Origin of the sequence: Octadecabacter arcticus 238 (assembly GCF_000155735.2) — a bacterium.
Taxonomy (GTDB): Bacteria; Pseudomonadota; Alphaproteobacteria; order Rhodobacterales; family Rhodobacteraceae; genus Octadecabacter; species Octadecabacter arcticus.
In genome coordinates, this window is the sequence record NC_020908.1 from 2,194,440 (window position 1) to 2,210,683 (window position 16,244).

The window sequence follows — 16,244 nt, forward strand, 5'->3', positions numbered from 1 at the left end:
TTTTTTGGCATGATCTAAGGTGCGATTATTGCGCGAAGCTGGCGATATGGCTGGCGCGATATGAGGATTTTGATGATGAACAAGACTAGGCGTGGCCGAGGTTCCAAATACACGGATGATTTCAAGCGACAGCTTGTAGCGGAAAGCCACACTGCTGGCGTGAGTGTTCCAATGGTTGCCAAGAAGCACGGTGTGGGCACCAACCGGATTTATGCATGGCGCAGCGATGGGCGGTTTCAGCCTGACAAATCAGATATAGGCCAGTTCACCCCCGTAGAGATTGCCGATGCGGGTATGGTGGACACGCCTGCGTCATCCGGCACCAGCATCTTACCTGTCCCCCATATTGAGATCACACTTGAGAACGGTCGCAAGCTGAGCGTGAGCGACGGGGTTGATGCTGGCTTTGTGCTGGAACTGGCGCGAGGACTTGCAGCATGATCCCTGTTTTGGGGGATGCGAAGATCTGGCTTGCCGCAGGAGTTACGGATATGCGGCGCGGCTTCAACGGGCTGGCGGCGCAGACCGCGCAGGTTCTTGCAGCTGACCCTTACGCGGGGCATCTATTTTTGTTCCGTGGCCGTCGTGGCGATCAGATCAAGATGATCTGGTGGGATGGTCAGGGCGCGTGCCTGTTTACCAAACGGCTTGAACGTGGACGGTTCGTATGGCCCTCAGTCAAGGAAGGTAAAGTCAGCCTAAGCCGCGCACAGCTTGCGATGCTGATGGAAGGCATAGACTGGCGTATTCTCAAGAAGACATGGCGTCCAAGTATGGTTGGATAGCTGTATGTTTTATAGGACTTCTTGCCTTTGTGGGATTCCCATGATGCCCGAGATTTGGTATGTAATGGCATGAGTAAGACCCCTCCAAATCTGACTAATCTGCCCCCTGAAGTACAGGCATACGTTGCCGCGCAAACAGCGGAATTGTCAGAGCTGAAGCAAGCGTTTCTCGGGTCATCCCTTGGCCATGCGACGGTACAAAAACGCCTCAAGGATGAGATGGCATCAGTGGACGCCGCCCTGAGTGCCGAGCGCACCGCTCATGCGCGGGCCATCCAGAACCGAGACACCATCATCGCCGATCTGCGCCTGCAACTCCACGGTCACAACAAGCACCGCTTTGGCTCAAAGTCGGAAAGCAGTGCACAGCTGGCGCTTGAGTTGATCCTTGAAGAACTTGAGATCGAACAAGCCGTTGAGACAGATGATGAACCCTCTGACGCTGAGGCCAAGCCGCCCCGCACACCGCGCAAGCGCAAACCTTTCCCAAAGGGGCTGAAGCGTGTCCAAAAGACCATCACCCCCAGTGATGCTTGCACCGACTGTGGCGGCAGCTTCAAAGTGCTTGGAACGGATGTGATGGAGGAGTTGGAATATGTCCCGGGACATTACATCGTGAACCAAATTGGCCGCCCGCGTCTGGCCTGCACCTGTTGTGAGGCCGTTGTTCAGGCTGAGATGCCAAGCCGACCCATTCCGAAGAGCTTTGTCGGCCCCGCGCTGATGGCCCACATCCTGTGCTGTAAATACGGCTATCATCTGCCGCTGTATCGCCAGAGCCAGATGTTTGCCAACGAGGGCATTGATCTGAGTGGATCGCTCATGGCGGGATGGGTCGGCAAATGCACCAAACTGCTGGAGCGCGTCTCAGATGCAATCCGCGATCACGTCTTTGAGGCGCAGGCGATCTTCATGGATGACACAACGGTCAAGCTGCTCCAGAAGGGCAATGGCAAAGGAAAGAATAAGACCAAAACCGCGCGACTGTGGGTCTATGCCCGAAAAGAAGACACTTGGGCCAGCGGAGCTCCACCTGCGGTGTGGTACCAGTTCTCCACCAGCCGTGAGGCGGAGCATCCCAGCAAGCATCTCGAAAGCTATGAAGGCTACGCCCATGCGGATGCCTATGCTGGGTATAATGACGCCTACCGCACGGGGCGGGTCAAAGAGATGGCATGCATGGCCCATGTGCGGCGTGAGTTCTTTGACCTTTATGAAAGCACAAAGCTGCCCGTGGCGGGCGAAGCCGTGCTGCGGATTAAAAAGCTCTATGATGTTGAGACACAAGCGCGGTTCCTGCCCCCTGCGGAACGCGTGGCCCTGCGTCAGGAATACGCCAAGCCGATCTTTGATGACCTGGAAGTCTGGCTTAAAGAGCAACTGGGCAAGATCTCTAGCAAGACGCCGCTGGCCAAGGCGATCAAATATGCACTGGCGCGCCTGCCAAAGGCACGGCCCTATCTTGATCACGGCTTTCTTGAGCTGGACAACAACACAGCCGAGCGCGCAGTGCGCCCTGTGGCCGTGGGACGCAAAAACTATCTCTTCATGGGATCAGAAGCAGGCGGCAAATCTGCAGCAATTGCTTATACGTTGATAGAGACCGCCAAGATGAACAAAGTGAATCCCAAAGCCTGGCTCGCATGGGTGCTGGAACGCATCCAGGACCATCAAGCAAACCGTATCAACGATCTCATGCCGTGGGCCTATCAGGACATGATCGATGCTAAAAACGCCGAGGCCGAGGCAAAAGACGCAGCTTGATCAAGGGCAGCGTTGATGCTTACGTTCAGTCTGTATTTTGAGTTTATGAGCAAGCAATACAAAACAGTCTCCTTATCCGACGAGCAGCGCATAGCACTTGAAGCGCTTTGCCGCCGCCGCAAAGTTGACGCCCTTGTATAGCACTTGAAGCGCTTTGCCGCCGCCGCAAAGTTGACGCCCTTGTTTGGAAACGGGCGCGCGCGTTTCTTCTTTTGGACGCAGGAGAAGACGCCGGAACGGTTTGCCGGATTTTGGATATTGGCCCGACAGTTTTGACGGAGTGGCGATTTGCCTTTGCCGGTGCGGGACTATCGTTTTTCGGTCTGAAGGACTACAGCCAGCGTCAGGGTCATTTGTCCGTCGTGCAAGAGCAGGCGGTGAGAGCCCATTTCACCGCGCAGCCTGCCCGCAATGCCGATGAGGTCTGTGCCTATGTTCTAGCCGAGTGCGACCAAAACTACAGCACGTCGGGAGCCGCCAAGCTGATGCGCCGCCTGGGGTTCGCGTATAAGAAACCACAATTGCTGCCTGCACAGGCCGATGAAGCCAAGCAGGCTGCGTTTATTGCCAAATATGAGGCCCTGATGAACGGGTTGGCCGCAGATGAGATGGTTGTCTTTTCGGACGCTGTCCACCCCGAACACCAGAGCCGCCCCGCCCATGGTTGGTTCCCCAAGGGACAAAAGACGGCCCTGAAGGCGACATCAGGGCGCAAGCGGCTCAACATTCAGGGCGCGCTTGACCTTGAGACTTTCCAGTTCACCTTTGTGGAAGGCGAGAAGATCAATGCCCAGACAACCCGACAGATGCTGGAAAAGTTGGAACGCAACAACCAAACCAAGACGGCCATCCACGTCTTTGTCGACAATGCCCGCTATCATCATGCCAAGATACTACAGCCATGGCTGGACAGCCCAGAACGTCGGGTGAAGTTGCATTTCTTGCCAGCATATGCCCCGCACCTCAACCCGATCGAGCGTCTTTGGGGTGTTATGCACAAATGGGTCACCCACAATCGGCACTATGCAACGTTCAACCAATTCACAGAGGCCATTTTCGACTTCTTCCGCAAGACCCTGCCAGAAAAATAGCCAGAGTTCCGCGACACCGTCACCGACAACTTCCGCGTCATATCGCTCAAGGAATACAAAGTGATTTGAGGGGAAAACCTCAGGTCAATTCAGGCGCGGGAGTATAGACTAAATTTGGTGTGTGACCGAAGAGGAGACAGCGCGTCCGTCATCTCGTCTCGACGCGCAAAATCAACAATGTTAGTCGTTTTCATGGTGGTGTATCTCCTTTGGTTGGGCTGCTGTCTCACAACAACAATTAAACCAGATACGCCACCAACCTTCAAACCACTCAAACACCAGATTCAGTCATAGCTCGTGGTAGTCCGAAAGAATGGAAAATACTACGATTTCGAAGATTTTGGCCCCGCATTGAAATATCTTAGATACTCCATGAAAAGCTCTGGGTGATTTGCGATCAAGTCAGTTGGTCCGGTGAAAAGATAATCATTGTGTTCACTTGTACCTCGCACAACAATAGATGGTCCATATGCTGATGGTTCCATTGTAATTCTGTTCGGGTCAGGAGACTTAAAGTCTTCAAGCTCAACAATATCGCCGCCTTTGGCACTCATCGGTATCAAGCCGTTGACGAATGTAAATGTGGTGTAATTTTCTGAAGCATTAATAATATCATAATCATTCATTGTATATTCTTTTAGGTATGATTTAAACTTAAGTAGACGTCCTTCTTCATTAACCTTAGGCTCAAGTTTCAAATGCAACACTCAGAGCCCTTTGGGCATAGGATGTTGTGATGGACATACGAAGCAAGCACCTCAGCAGCGAGGACCGTGGCGTGATATTAGCCGAGCATAATAGGGGCAGCAGTCAGCGGTTGATCGGCCAGCTTTTGCATCGCCCGGCGAGCACGATCTGCCGTGAGCTGGCGCGAGGTCGGCAGGAAGACGGCAGCTATTGCCCGCAAGCGGCGCGGCAGGCCTATGATGCCCGGCGTGCGCGCTGCCGCCGCGAGCGCAAGCTTGTGGAGGGGAGCGATCTTTATCGTTTTGTTCATGGCAAGCTCGTACATCTGCACTGGTCGCCTGAGCAGATTGCGCAGAGACTGCGTCTCATGAAGCCTGATGATCCATCCGCCCATGTGAGCCATGAGACCATCTATGCCGCGATTTACGCGCAGCCACGTGGTGGGCTGAAGGCGGCGATGATCGAGGCGTTGCGTCAAGCGAAGCCTAAGCGTGGGCTCAAGCGCAGGACAGCGGCGGGCAGTGCTATGGTCCCGGAATCATTGCGCATTATCAATCGCCCTGAAGAGATCGAAGCGCGACTGGTACCAGGCCATTGGGAGGGCGACCTCATCAAGGGCGCATTCAATCGCTCGTCAGTGGGGACCTTGGTCGAGCGCAAGACACGCTTTGTCATTCTTTGCAAAATGGACGGCAATGGGGCCGAGGCCGCGCTCGACAGCTTCACCCGCCAGATGAGACGACTACCCGCTGCTTTGCGCAAGAGCATGACCTACGACCGCGGCTCCGAAATGGCCTGCCACCCCGAACTCGCCAGACGGTTGAAGATCGATATCTGGTTCTGCGATCCGCATGCGCCTTGGCAGCGTGGCAGCAACGAGAACACCAACGGACTGCTGCGTCAGTACATGCCCAAAGGAACTGACCTGAACGGTGCAAGCCAAACATGGCTGAACGACGTTGCAAACCTGATGAACAACCGTCCGAGAAAAACTCTCGGTTGGAGAACACCCGCTGAAGCCATGGCCGACGAAATCGCGGCCTTCAAATCAACCGTTGCACTTGATGTTTGAATCCAAGAACTTTAACCTCTGGTGGATTTCCCTTATGATTTGGGCCATTGTGCTCTGGCTAACTATTTCAACTTCGTGTTCTTTATACTCAGCTCGCTCCAAAACCCGAAAATTTTGGAGAGTGTCAGATCTTCTTGATCTACTAATCTTTTTTGTCTAATAGTGCCCACCACATCCAAGCGCGATTACCTATTTTAACAAAATAACGCGTGGTGATATCAAGTTTTGATCTGCTCAATAGTATGGTAGCTAATCTCATTATCATTCTTTGTGTTTATTTTATCCATTTCGAGCTTAGCCTGATCGTATGTCATGGCATCAGTGAGTATTAATTTTGTGTGATCCCAGGTATCGTGCAATATCACAGCCCAAACTGGTTTATCATCAATACTTTTCCTACGTTCCATTCTCTTTTTCTTAGACATTTAAAACCTTTCGATTGTTGTTTGAAACCAATCAGGAATGCGTGGTTAGATTCTTTAAATCCAATGAGGTAATTTTTGGATCGAACTGATAGGAAACCAGAGGCCCATCCCGACCAGCTGAATAATCTAAACAAAGGGCATTTTTAGCTTGAAGTACTGGCTTTCCAGTCAACCAATAATGCCCAAAGAAAACTGGCTTAGACTGTAATGGATATACGCTCTGTTTGATTGATTTAGGAAGATTTTTGTCGGGCAATTGATCTAAGTTAGGAACAGAGGTTGCTATCTGCTTCCAAGTGGAGGCAGAGCCATTCCACCACTGTAGCCGAACCTCATAACGACCATGCCCTTCTTTATCGTAAATGAGGTAGTCATCAGGGAGCGTGGCCTCAGGACCTTTGGTGGACGTTTCAACCAAAGAAAATAGCTGGCTATCCTTGTCAGCAGCTAAGAGAAATTGCTCATCAGTCAGCCTGCCATTTTGGGTAACCTTCGACAACTCATCTATTACAGTCTCGTTCCAACAAGCGTGAACAATACGAAACGTGTCAAACTCGATAAAGAGCGGTAAGGTCATCATCCATGAAATAGCCTCAGTTGTTTTAGGGGCTTCAAGCGGGAATTCTTGTAGAAAACTGGCATGCAGTTTGAAATTTTTAGCGGAATGCGCGCGTGCTGGCTCCCCACTCTTTGGGTCTCTGGTATGAAAGTGGATAGCATTAAGTTCGTGATTACCCATGATCGCAGCAGCAGTGCCCGCATCGACCATACGACGAACAATGTCGATAACCGCTTCATTGTCCGGCCCCCTATCGATAAAATCACCTAAGAACACGCATGTTCGTTTGGGATCGCTATGACGCCATGCACCATTCTTGTGCACATAACCGAGCGACGTTAGAGCTCCTTTTAATTTACCTGCCTGTCCATGAATATCGGGGATTATATCGTACATTTCGTTTCCTTCTGACACGTTCCCAAAATGATAAAATTTGGGTTTCTCAATTATTTTGCGAATCGTTTCTTCGCTTTCAATTCACATATAGTAATACGTGCGACGTATTACAAGAAAATTTGTGTTACTTTTATAAATACGTGTTACAATCAACCAAATAGGAGTAAAATATTATGACCGATAAACCTATTTCTATAAGGTTAGGTGCTAGGCGCATGGATGCACTCAAACGTTACCTAGTGGCAAATCCCAATGAAAACAGAAACGGGGTTATTGCCGGAGCAGTCGAAGCTTATCTCAAGGAAACCGGACACTGGAATGACACACTTCCTGTCGGCAGTCGAAATGATCATCCGGACGATCGAAGAAGACCAACATTATCAGAACGCGTTGCTCGTTTAGAGGAGACAATGTCTCAATTGGCTAAGAAATGCTAATCTGATTACTACGAAAGTCAAACTGGTGCTTAAGCAAACCCGCAGGCTACAAAGTAAGAATTTTCATCAGGTTAGACATAATTTTACTTGTTGAGCAGTTATAGCTGCCAAAGGCCCCTGCCTCTCAAATTCCATTGTATATCAATATATAAGGCTATTTCGCGATTTGTGTGGGTAGTTTGTTTTCCGGTCACTCGACGATAGCCCTAGATGTTGTGGTGTAGGGCGACGCTGGCAGGTGGCTGAGTTTGCCAGAGATCAGATAGGCCATGAGGATGAGGTTGCGTGGTTTTCGATATCCTCTGGCGCGCGCCTTGGCGGCTTGGATTAAGCCGTTGATGGCCTCAACTGAGCCATTGCTCAGGGCGCTTTCAAAGCTGTTAAGGATACCATCCCAGTGGGTTTTCAGGGTCAGGGCGAGCTTCTTGAAGGGCGCTAGCTTGCTGCGGCGCGCCCATCGGAACCATGCGGTGAGCCGCTCTTCGGCCTCGGCGCGCGTGGTCGCCGCCGCAAAGATGTCGCGCAGCGCTTCCTTCAAGCGGAAGGCGCGCCCTGTCTTCAGCTGCATGCGTGATAGCGTGTGGTGCTGTGCAATCTGTTTTTTGGTCCACTTCTTTTTGTCCTTGAGCCACATCCATCGGCTTCGTTTCAGGGCGGGCTCTTCGCGCACCTCAGCACGCCTGACTTCTTCCAGCGCGGCGTTGGCCAGCTGGATGACGTGGAACCTGTCGAAGGTGATGGCCGCGTTCGGCAGATGCCGACCGATACCAGCAATATAGGCCCTGCTCATGTCGATGCAGGCGGCAGTGATGGCGTCCGGATCGCCACCATGGGTACGGAGGTCTGCAGTGAAAGTCTTGACCGTGCCCGCATCATGGCCTTCACAGGCAAAGAGCAGTCTTCCCGCCTTGAGATCATGGAACAGGGTGATGTAATTGTGGCCGCGCCGCGCTGCTGTCTCGTCGATCCCGACAGCCGTCACGTCGCTGAAGTCCTCCAGCTCGCGCGCAGCCGGGACGTAGTGGTCAAGCACGCGCCATGACCGGTCGTCCCCGATCTCGAGAAGATCGGCTATGGCCTTCACCGGCATCTCTTTGGCCAGAGCGATCACGAAGGCCTCGAACAATTGGCTGAAGCCGCTGCCACTGCGCGCCCAGGGAACCGTGATCTGCCCTGTCTTGCCGCATGCGCTACAGGCAACACGGGGAACGGAGGCGTGGATGAAAGCCTTGTGCTCAAAGAAGCGCAGATGCTCCCAGGTCCGGGGCCGCGTGTCATGGACCGGCTGATCGGCCGCGCCACAGGACGGGCAGGCAAACCGGGTGCCAGGCTTGAAGCGGATCTCGAAGTGGATCTCCTTTGCCTTGGTATCGAAGCGCACGTCGGAAACGCTCCAGGGCGCTTGCAGACCAAGCGCAATCGTAAACAAGTTTGTCTCGGGCCCCATGGTTCCCCTCCATCTTCTGATCTGTGGGAACTATATTCTACCTTGCGACATCGCAGACGCCAACAGATCCGGCGCGTCAGGCGCTGCGATATGTGAGGTCTACGCGCCAGACGCGCCTCACCTCGCGACCACAACATCTGGTGACAGCATCAAAAGGCCATCGCAGGCCTACCCACACAATTCGCGAAGGGACCTATAAAAGCCATCAAAATAAGTGCGAAAATTTCGTCAATGCTCATGTCGTGTTCCACAGTGTGTTAGTTCAACTTACACCAAATATACAGCGCTTGCCAAACACCGCAACTGTTCAGCATTCACGTCAATGTAGCGCTGTGTCGTTGCTGTGCCGCTTTCGGCGGCTGATCTGGCCCCAATCGTCACATATCCTGTGCATGACCTTGCCCAGAGTTATAGTCAAATCTGGTGTTTGAAGCTTGTCGGTCATGCAGCGATCTGGTCTGGGTTTGTGGCTTCAATTCCGTCTTTGAACGTGACGCCTGTGATGACTTTGGCGAGGCAATCAAAGCCTCGTAATTTTTTCAATTTTCGCTCAGCGAGCTGGTCCCTTTTTACTCTGCGATTGACACATTCAGTTTGGCATTCAGTTTGCTCCACAGCATTTTTTGTATTTGCGACCGCTGCCACAAGTGCATGAATCATTGCGACCCACTTTGGTCGATCTCGCTGGATCAGCATTCATATTCGCAGCAGCCAACCAATTCGGGTTTTCAGCCATCGGTATCGGGGATTGTTCCTTGATCCAGTCGTTCATTATCACAACCATGTTTGGAATTAGATCGCAGGCATGCTCACGCAGTTGGTCTTGTCTTGCGGTTGGCAGCGAGCTGTCTTCACGCTCCATCTCAATCAATCCACAAATTACAGAAAACGCGGCCTCTATCTTGTTATCGCCAGCGTTCATGTACTGCAGCCATGCTTTTGGACGCAGACGCATGGCCTGTTCAAAGCCACCAACCCAAAACTCCCAAAGCGGCTGATCATCGCCTTCAGCAGGGTCCAATACGATTTCGTAGGGCTTCGTTCGATTGCTGAGATTTTGGGCAACTCGGTTGTAGTGCGCCATCACTGCGCCAATTGTTTCCTGCGCTTGGGCCATGCCTTCAAACTCAGGTTCGTCCTCCAAACCCCAAACTTCTGGCAACCATTCACTGGGCATGATCATATCAGGACACAGCAGTAGGCCTGCAACATAGCCATCAAGTTCACTGACACACATTGCGTCTAGCATCACTTGGAGATTGCCCAAAAGCTCTTCAAGGTGGTCGATTTCAGCGTCGGTGTGCATCACTTTAATCTTTCCGCATAGGCTGCCAGAGTTGCGTCGTCGAAGCATATGAATGTTGCGTTGAGACTTTCAGGCACGAATTTGCGCAGTGTCACAATTGCGATCTCAGCAGCCAAGTCCAACGGAAACCGATAAATACCAGTTCCAATAGATGGTATGGATATGCTGGTGATGCCGTGCTCTTCGACAAGTTGGCAAATGGAACGGTAGGTCTGCGCCAAAACGTCAGCCTCGCCTCGCTTGCCATCCATGTAGCGAGGGCCGACTGCGTGTATAACGTACTCAGCGGGCAGTTCGAAAGCATTAGTCATCACCGCTTTACCGGGTTTGATGCAGTCAATTGCACGACACGCAAGTTCAAGCTGTGGGCCAGCAGCTCGGTGGATAGCGCCACAAACACCGCCTCCCGCTAACAGGCTTGGGTTTGCTGAGTTCACGATGGCCTGCGCCGGTATTTTAGTGATGTCACCTAGCTTTGCGATAATCATAGTTCAATAAATCTTCCCGATCAGTGGCGGCCCGGAACGTGTCAACGACTTTGAGACAGTGGCTTTTGGACTTTAGGCTTGGGTTTCTTCGGTTGGTTTTGGTGGGTTGATCCAGACGGCGGTCGGGATTTGAGGCGGTTTTGGTGGTTTGTGTACGAAGCGTTCGGGCGTGGCGAGGAATGCCGCGTCTAGTGTTGCTTGTCGCGCGGTGTAGATTTCTTGGGCCTGCCCAAAATGGATTTGGTCGGGCGTCATCAGACCAATCCCGGCGTGATGATGGTCTTGGTTATACCATGCAAAGAAGGGGATGTCCCGTACGATGTTGAAAATCGGGCGAGTGGCGCTGCTTGATTGATGGTTAGGCGACGTCCTTGATTTGGTCAAGCGTTACGGTATTGCGATGATCTAGCAAAGCTTGCTTGAGAATGGGGAGTTGCTTGTAGGCCTTTAGGCGGCGGAAGCCTTTCGCGGCTTCCAGCATACCAGCCCCTGTCCAGCGCAGCGCCATTTTTGCATCGCGCCAGCGTTTGACGTTTCGACAGACCTGTCGGATCACGCTGTTCATAGATTCAATGATGTTGGTGCTGGCCAATGAGCGTCTCAATTCCACAGGTAGCCCCAACCTAACAACAGTTAGAATTTCGTCTAGGCCCTCAAGGATCGACTTTGAAACGTCCGGAGCCTCAAGCTCTAGTCGCTGGGCAAGATTCCGCATCAACCGCTCGGCTTTGTCGGCATCATCAAGCTCCCATGCTTGCTTCAGCGCGCGGCGTACGGAGGCGTGCAGCTTTGGAGGAAGCCTGTCAGTTATGTTGCGGGCCTTGTGTATCTGGCATCTTTGGATGGGAATATCGGCACCAAATGTGCGCCGAATTGCCTTGGTCAGTGCCTTAGCCCCATCTACGATGAACAAATAGCAGCCCGCTGGATCGAGCCCACGCTCTATCAGATTGTCCAAAAGCGCCTGAACCGTCGCGGCGTTCTCGGTCGCCCCTTCAATGACGCCCAGAGGGTGCTTTTCGCCTGAAACCTCCACACCCACGGCCGCAAGCACCAACAAATGATCGTCCAAATGCAGCCCGTCGATCTGGATCGCTACAAGGTCAAGCTCCGATAGATCAGATGACATCCACTCATCCAGGCGCGCTTGGGTGAGTGCTTTGAAGCGACGCGAAACTGCTGACCTGGACAGCCCGCTCCCTGCCTTATTAGGCACCTTCGCTTCGGGCAGCCGTACAGCTCGGTCATACTTACGGGTGGAAACATTCATCAACATTAGGCTCATTGCCCATTGTTCAAGGAAGCCACCCGAGGAGGCCTCTTCCCAGCTCGGCAGGACAATCTCTTTACCGGTCACTTTATCGCGCACACGGGCGCGCTCCAGCTCAATCTTCCCACCATGGAACCCAACCTGACCTTTCGCGGTGCCCCATCTGTGGCCAGGCTTGTCAGTGCAATGCTCGTATCGGCCACCCGCCAGCGTATCTGCGTCCTCACCAAACATCTGAACCAGACTGGCGACGCCCGCCGTCAGGCAGAACTGCTCGAAGCTCTCGCCAACTTTGTCCCAGGCTGTTTCCACGAGTTGATGAACATTCGACGCGCTGGCAAGTCCAGCGCTTGCTGTGATAGTCTTCTTCATGGTGTTGCTTCCTTTTGCGATTAAACACCCAGAGCCTACGGCTCAGGGGAAGCAACGCCACCCTAAATTAAAATTTCAACATTCTTCGGGACATTCCCGAATGCGCGAGCCTGCTCGATGGTTTCAAAGTTCTTGGGGAACTCTGGCTGATATTTCAGTGTTTTGAAGTGGGCTTCGGAGAACGGGTTGTCGTTTGAGGTGTGGGGCCGACTGTGGGACTTGAGCACACCAAGATCAACCAGCATCAGGGCTGTCGTCTTTGCCTTCATGGGCCCACCGCGATCTGCATGCAATGTCAGCTGATCGCGTGGAACCTCGTGTTTTTCCATCGCGTCGATGAACAGCTCTTTGAACTGGCTGGCGCTCTCCGCGTGCTCGACGCGCCAGCCAACAACGCGGCGGCTGAAGATGTCGAGGATGACATAGAGATAGAAGTAGGACCATTTCACCGGGCCCCTCAGCTTGGTGATGTCCCAAGACCAGACCTGATTGGGGGCTTCAGCTAGAAGTTCAGGCTTTTGATAGACGGGATGTGTGCGCTGTCGGCGGCGTTCGCCAACTTCGCCCTGCGCGGCCAATATCCGATACATCGTGCGGATTGAACACAGATAGGTGCCTTCATCCAGCAAGGTGGCAAAGACCTCTGTGGGCGTCTGATCCGCAAAGCGGGGTTCGCGCAGGTGGTGCAATACCTGGTCTCTTTCCCTTTCCGGCAGAGCCCGCGAAGACGCTGCGCGCGGTGGGCGTGTGCGTGGTGGTGCCGTCAGCGCCGCACGCTGTCGAAGAACGCTCGCGCGCGATAATGATAGCGCGGCGCAGACAGCCGAGGTCAAGCCGCTGCCGGTGGGCAATGCAATCGCGACGGCCATCATGATTTGCCGCTGCGCTCTTGCGTCTGCTCCATCTCGTCCAGAAGTCCCGCCACTTTTTTTTGGATGGCAATGATGGCTTCCGCCTGATCCAGACGGCGCCGCAAGGCTGTCACCTCACGGTTGGCCTTGGCCAGCTCAGCTTGCAATGGATTGGCAGGTGCCTTTTGTGGGCCACGGCGCATTGGCTGCAATGCACCCAATGTGCCGGCCGCCCGCGCACGGCGCCAATCGGTCAGTGCAGAGGAATAAAGCCCCTCCCGCCGTAGAATGGCGGAAACCCCGCCAGTGTCTGCCACTTGGTCCGTCTCATCCAGAATGCGCAGTTTGTATTTGGCTGTGAAGTTGCGTCGCTTCGGGATGCTCGTCAGTTCCGCTGTGGGAGCCAACGGCGCATTGACAACGCGGGGAGGCGACGTCGGGGCCAAAACGGCTCCAGATCCAGCATCTGGCGAAAGTGGTGATTGTGAAGGCATAACCATGGTTCTTCTCCTACGCCCTCAAGTGTAAACTTTAGCCAGTCAATTGTCTCACGCTTATTGGCACGGAGGGGCCAGTCTACTTGGGTACCCGTGCGCGATGCCCGAGTGTACTTCCCTCGGTGCTCGACACGGACCTGTTTGCCGTCTTTGTCTTTTTTGCCCAGACCAAACATCAGCGCGTCTGGGGCGTTGCGTTCGCCTGAACCTGATCAATCGTATCGATCGCATCTTTGCGTCGCAATTCCACGCCAAGTAGTTCGCATTCAATCTTGGGATTGTTACTAACACGGTCTGGTAAATGGTCAGTGTGGTGGGCATGACTGTGAACGAGATGATCATATAACTCCCTCCGCAATTTTTCCATCAACTAATGATTGCAACAACCTGGGTGCCAGCTCCATCAGCACGCACCTCAAGTGTTTTGGATTCTGACAAAATATACGGAATTGAGCTTCCTAAGTAGAACGGGAAATTCAAAGGGCTTGCTTCAAGTGATGCGATCGCGATAGGGCGATCAGAACTAAGCAGACAAGCCTCAACCAACCAATTAACGAACGAGGATTGCTCGATATTGATGGGCTGCTTCCGTAAAACCAGTTTTCCTTTGTTTTGTCTTTCAATGAGAACCCAATTATCTAAAGACTGTATAACCATGTTGGTCATCCTGCGGGTCCCTTCACGTTCGCCGTAGATTTCCGCCATCCTACGATGCACCTCAGCTGTGGTGCAGTCGCCTTGAAGTGAAGTTAGGCGGCCGATGATCTCAGCCACTTTGGCAAAGAAAGGGTATGTTACAATTGCCATGCCCCATGTGAGAATAGCCGGCGGCGTATTGGGAGCCGCTTGAAAAAGCTCTACGGCTCTTAGCGCAAATGGCTCAAGGTTTTTGCGCGGCTCCAACCAGAGGCGGTTCAATACCGTTCTGGTCTTCTTTCTGGCTGCCGGTCCTGAATGTGCCTCATCCAAGATGGCTTCAAGTTCGTCGATCTCCGCGAGACCCGCCCTGACTTCTAGTGCTTTTGTCGCCCACTCAAGGCGAATAAAGCGGTCAAATCCAATCTTAGGTGCTATCGGTCTCATGTTATTCTTTCTGCATTTTAATCTTCACGAACGGCACTATCAGTTCCTCTAACGCCATCCCTCCATGAGCGACAATCTTATTTCCTTTAGGTACAAACGCGCCCCGATCACTTGCATAGAGTGGTAAGAAATCAGTCGGAAGCCCGGGTCCGCCAAATTGAAATGCATCAATCCCGGGTGGAACAGATGAGGCAAGGTCTTCGCTTCGATAAGCTCTGACTCGCTCACCCTTCAATTCGGATACAACACCCTGGCTGAGCCGTCCAATGCCCTCAGCATCAACGTTGCCATGGTCCGCAGTTAGATAGATATGATACCCGTGCTTACTGAGCATGAGAAACAGCTTTTCGATGAAGCCGGTATCACACCATTCGCGAATTTGGCCTGCAATCCCGCGTTTGCCGAGCATTGCTCCGTGGACGACTTCATCGATCATGTCGACTACCAGACCGGCCACTTTTGTCGTTGACTTCGAGAGAGCCTCCTCTAGCGCCTCCAGTTGTTCGGATCGCTTGAGCCCTTTCTGAAAGATGACTTCGGTCTTTCGAAGCCCGTTCTCTTGCCAGAACTTTGCCCAGAGTGAAGGCTCTTGAGCAGTCGTGGCCATCGATTTCTGGAATTCTCGCGGTTTAAGTCCAGAAAAAAGCGCCTGACGAGAGATAGATGTCAGCGTTGGTAACCAAGCGAAACAGCCACCTTCGTCAGCGGAAAACCCGGGGGACCTTGCCGACAAGTCCTCCCTAATTTGGACCCACTGGTCTAGCGCAAGACCGTCAAACACTAAAAGGGCGATACGCTCTTCCCCAGAGTCACGGCGCATGGCCAGATAACGCGGCACATGATGTACCATCACGGGTGCCTTCGCGACTGGCAGAGAAGGCAAATCCGCGAAGTGCTGAAATACCCAATCCTTTAGGCGTACGTCGGCTTCCTTCTGCAACGTTTGGATCTGCCGTTGCAGGCCGTCTGCATCCGCAGCTTTCAGCTCATTAAAGCGATATAAGAGCTCAGCCAGACGACGGGCCGCTTCCACCCAGTCTCGATGGGAAGCGCCGGTCGAAGGCAGATCTGTTGCGATCCGTTTTGCGCCTTCTGACACCAAGTGGGTAAGTGCCTGTGGGTCATTGATCAGCCCCACCCTTATCCAATCGGGCAGATCGTCAGGTTGGATATGTGCCTCTATGGGCTGAAGGGTGCCCTCGAGGAACATGGTGTCAATGATGACACGCACATCGGGGTGATCGAATGGTACTATGGGCGTATTGCTTTCAGCTAGCTTCCCCTCGCTGCTGGGTGTCTCGACGCCATACCGCACAATGAAGCGGGACCACGCATCCTGAACTGTGCGAACCATAAAGGCTTTGGACTTAAGTAGTTCATCAATTGGCAAGGCATTTAGGGGCGTATCCCTTAAGACTGCTGCAACATGTTGTGCGAGAAGTTCGGGTAGCCCTGTACCACGATAGTGGAGCCGCAGAACTTCGCGCCAAAAATCCTCTGGCCTGCTCAGTAAATAAGGGCTGAGCCTAAAAATATGGGTAAGGATGAAATCTTTGGTCGCCCCCTCCCCAAGAGGCTGTGCCGCATGCTTTTTGCAAGCTTGAAACAAGACCTCGTGGTGTTCGGAGTCGATTTGCCGGACGACACCATAGCTCAACTTGGGGAAAAGATCAGCCAGGCTCAGATTAAGCGTGCGGGCTGATCTGATGTAGTC

General features: G+C 52.9%; 13 protein-coding genes and 4 pseudogenes. 6 read left to right on the forward strand and 11 right to left on the reverse strand.

Annotated elements, in window-relative coordinates; translation table 11 throughout:
- The first annotated feature begins 72 nt into the window (after positions 1-72).
- From OA238_RS11425 to OA238_RS11440, 4 genes and pseudogenes are all read left to right on the forward strand, one after another.
- Complete coding sequence (locus tag OA238_RS11425; protein WP_015494727.1) at positions 73-441, forward strand: transposase; 369 nt, start codon at positions 73-75, stop codon at positions 439-441.
- A complete protein-coding gene (tnpB, locus tag OA238_RS11430; protein ID WP_015494728.1) occupies positions 438-785 on the forward strand; it encodes an IS66 family insertion sequence element accessory protein TnpB in 348 nt (115 codons plus the stop codon). The genes OA238_RS11425 and tnpB overlap by 4 nt, the downstream gene beginning before the upstream one ends.
- 69 nt (positions 786-854) lie before the next feature.
- Positions 855-2,549, forward strand: a complete 1,695-nt coding sequence (gene tnpC / locus OA238_RS11435) for an IS66 family transposase (protein WP_051076454.1) — start codon at positions 855-857, stop codon at positions 2,547-2,549.
- 45 nt (positions 2,550-2,594) lie between these two features.
- Positions 2,595-3,709 (forward strand): annotated as a pseudogene (locus tag OA238_RS11440) (IS630 family transposase).
- Positions 3,710-3,963: 254 nt separating this feature from the next.
- Here OA238_RS11440 and OA238_RS11445 read toward each other — a convergent pair.
- Positions 3,964-4,266 carry a hypothetical protein gene (locus tag OA238_RS11445; RefSeq protein WP_044036698.1) on the reverse strand — a complete coding sequence of 101 codons (303 nt, stop codon included), beginning with the start codon at positions 4,264-4,266 and terminating at the stop codon, positions 3,964-3,966.
- Positions 4,267-4,376: 110 nt separating this feature from the next.
- On the opposite strand from OA238_RS11445, the gene OA238_RS11450 reads away from it, so the two are divergent.
- Positions 4,377-5,399, forward strand: a complete 1,023-nt coding sequence (locus tag OA238_RS11450; RefSeq protein WP_015494757.1) for an IS30 family transposase — start codon at positions 4,377-4,379, stop codon at positions 5,397-5,399.
- A 456-nt stretch (positions 5,400-5,855) separates the two neighbouring features.
- Here OA238_RS11450 and OA238_RS11460 read toward each other — a convergent pair whose 3' ends face one another.
- On the reverse strand, positions 5,856-6,779 hold the full coding sequence (locus tag OA238_RS11460) for a metallophosphoesterase (RefSeq protein WP_044036700.1): 924 nt from the start codon (positions 6,777-6,779) through the stop codon (positions 5,856-5,858).
- A 173-nt stretch (positions 6,780-6,952) separates the two neighbouring features.
- Between OA238_RS11460 and OA238_RS31740 the strand changes: the two genes are divergently transcribed.
- Complete coding sequence (locus tag OA238_RS31740; RefSeq protein WP_144055887.1) at positions 6,953-7,216, forward strand: hypothetical protein; 264 nt, start codon at positions 6,953-6,955, stop codon at positions 7,214-7,216.
- Between the two features lie 190 nt (positions 7,217-7,406).
- Here the strand turns inward: OA238_RS31740 and OA238_RS11465 are convergent, their stop codons facing one another.
- The 9 genes and pseudogenes from OA238_RS11465 to pglZ all read right to left on the reverse strand — a co-directional run bounded on the left by OA238_RS11465 (position 7,407) and on the right by pglZ (position 16,238).
- A complete protein-coding gene (locus OA238_RS11465) occupies positions 7,407-8,663 on the reverse strand; it encodes an ISL3 family transposase (RefSeq protein WP_015495292.1) in 1,257 nt (418 codons plus the stop codon).
- A gap of 441 nt (positions 8,664-9,104) precedes the next feature.
- Positions 9,105-9,233: pseudogene (locus OA238_RS35010) on the reverse strand (IS256 family transposase); the annotation flags it as partial.
- A gap of 31 nt (positions 9,234-9,264) precedes the next feature.
- Positions 9,265-9,969, reverse strand: coding sequence for a UPF0149 family protein (locus tag OA238_RS11470; protein WP_015495293.1), 705 nt, complete (start codon positions 9,967-9,969; stop codon positions 9,265-9,267).
- Entirely contained in the window at positions 9,969-10,457 is a 489-nt protein-coding gene (locus OA238_RS11475) for a macro domain-containing protein (protein WP_044036702.1), read from the reverse strand. Before OA238_RS11475 ends, OA238_RS11470 begins: the two co-directional genes overlap by 1 nt.
- A gap of 72 nt (positions 10,458-10,529) precedes the next feature.
- Positions 10,530-10,760, reverse strand: a pseudogene (locus OA238_RS31750) (IS3 family transposase); the annotation flags it as partial.
- 55 nt (positions 10,761-10,815) lie between these two features.
- Positions 10,816-12,099 (reverse strand): IS256-like element ISOan3 family transposase, encoded by a 1,284-nt coding sequence (locus OA238_RS11485; RefSeq protein ID WP_015494284.1) that lies wholly within the window; start codon positions 12,097-12,099, stop codon positions 10,816-10,818.
- 98 nt (positions 12,100-12,197) lie between these two features.
- Positions 12,198-13,450 (reverse strand): annotated as a pseudogene (locus OA238_RS33725) (IS3 family transposase); the annotation flags it as partial.
- A 363-nt stretch (positions 13,451-13,813) separates the two neighbouring features.
- Complete coding sequence (locus OA238_RS11505) at positions 13,814-14,530, reverse strand: hypothetical protein (RefSeq protein WP_015495295.1); 717 nt, start codon at positions 14,528-14,530, stop codon at positions 13,814-13,816.
- A gap of 1 nt (position 14,531) precedes the next feature.
- Entirely contained in the window at positions 14,532-16,238 is a 1,707-nt protein-coding gene (pglZ, locus tag OA238_RS11510; protein WP_217591584.1) for a BREX-3 system phosphatase PglZ, read from the reverse strand.
- Positions 16,239-16,244: the final 6 nt, after the last annotated feature.

Coding starts and splice junctions, on each gene's coding strand:
- OA238_RS11425 (WP_015494727.1), top strand. CDS start 73: ATGATGAACAAGACTAGGCGTGGCCGAGGTTCCAAATACACGGATGAT.
- tnpB (WP_015494728.1), top strand. CDS start 438: ATGATCCCTGTTTTGGGGGATGCGAAGATCTGGCTTGCCGCAGGAGTT.
- tnpC (WP_051076454.1), top strand. CDS start 855: ATGAGTAAGACCCCTCCAAATCTGACTAATCTGCCCCCTGAAGTACAG.
- OA238_RS11445 (WP_044036698.1), bottom strand. CDS start 4,266: ATGAATGATTATGATATTATTAATGCTTCAGAAAATTACACCACATTT.
- OA238_RS11450 (WP_015494757.1), top strand. CDS start 4,377: ATGGACATACGAAGCAAGCACCTCAGCAGCGAGGACCGTGGCGTGATA.
- OA238_RS11460 (WP_044036700.1), bottom strand. CDS start 6,779: ATGTACGATATAATCCCCGATATTCATGGACAGGCAGGTAAATTAAAA.
- OA238_RS31740 (WP_144055887.1), top strand. CDS start 6,953: ATGACCGATAAACCTATTTCTATAAGGTTAGGTGCTAGGCGCATGGAT.
- OA238_RS11465 (WP_015495292.1), bottom strand. CDS start 8,663: ATGGGGCCCGAGACAAACTTGTTTACGATTGCGCTTGGTCTGCAAGCG.
- OA238_RS11470 (WP_015495293.1), bottom strand. CDS start 9,969: ATGCACACCGACGCTGAAATCGACCACCTTGAAGAGCTTTTGGGCAAT.
- OA238_RS11475 (WP_044036702.1), bottom strand. CDS start 10,457: ATGATTATCGCAAAGCTAGGTGACATCACTAAAATACCGGCGCAGGCC.
- OA238_RS11485 (WP_015494284.1), bottom strand. CDS start 12,099: ATGAAGAAGACTATCACAGCAAGCGCTGGACTTGCCAGCGCGTCGAAT.
- OA238_RS11505 (WP_015495295.1), bottom strand. CDS start 14,530: ATGAGACCGATAGCACCTAAGATTGGATTTGACCGCTTTATTCGCCTT.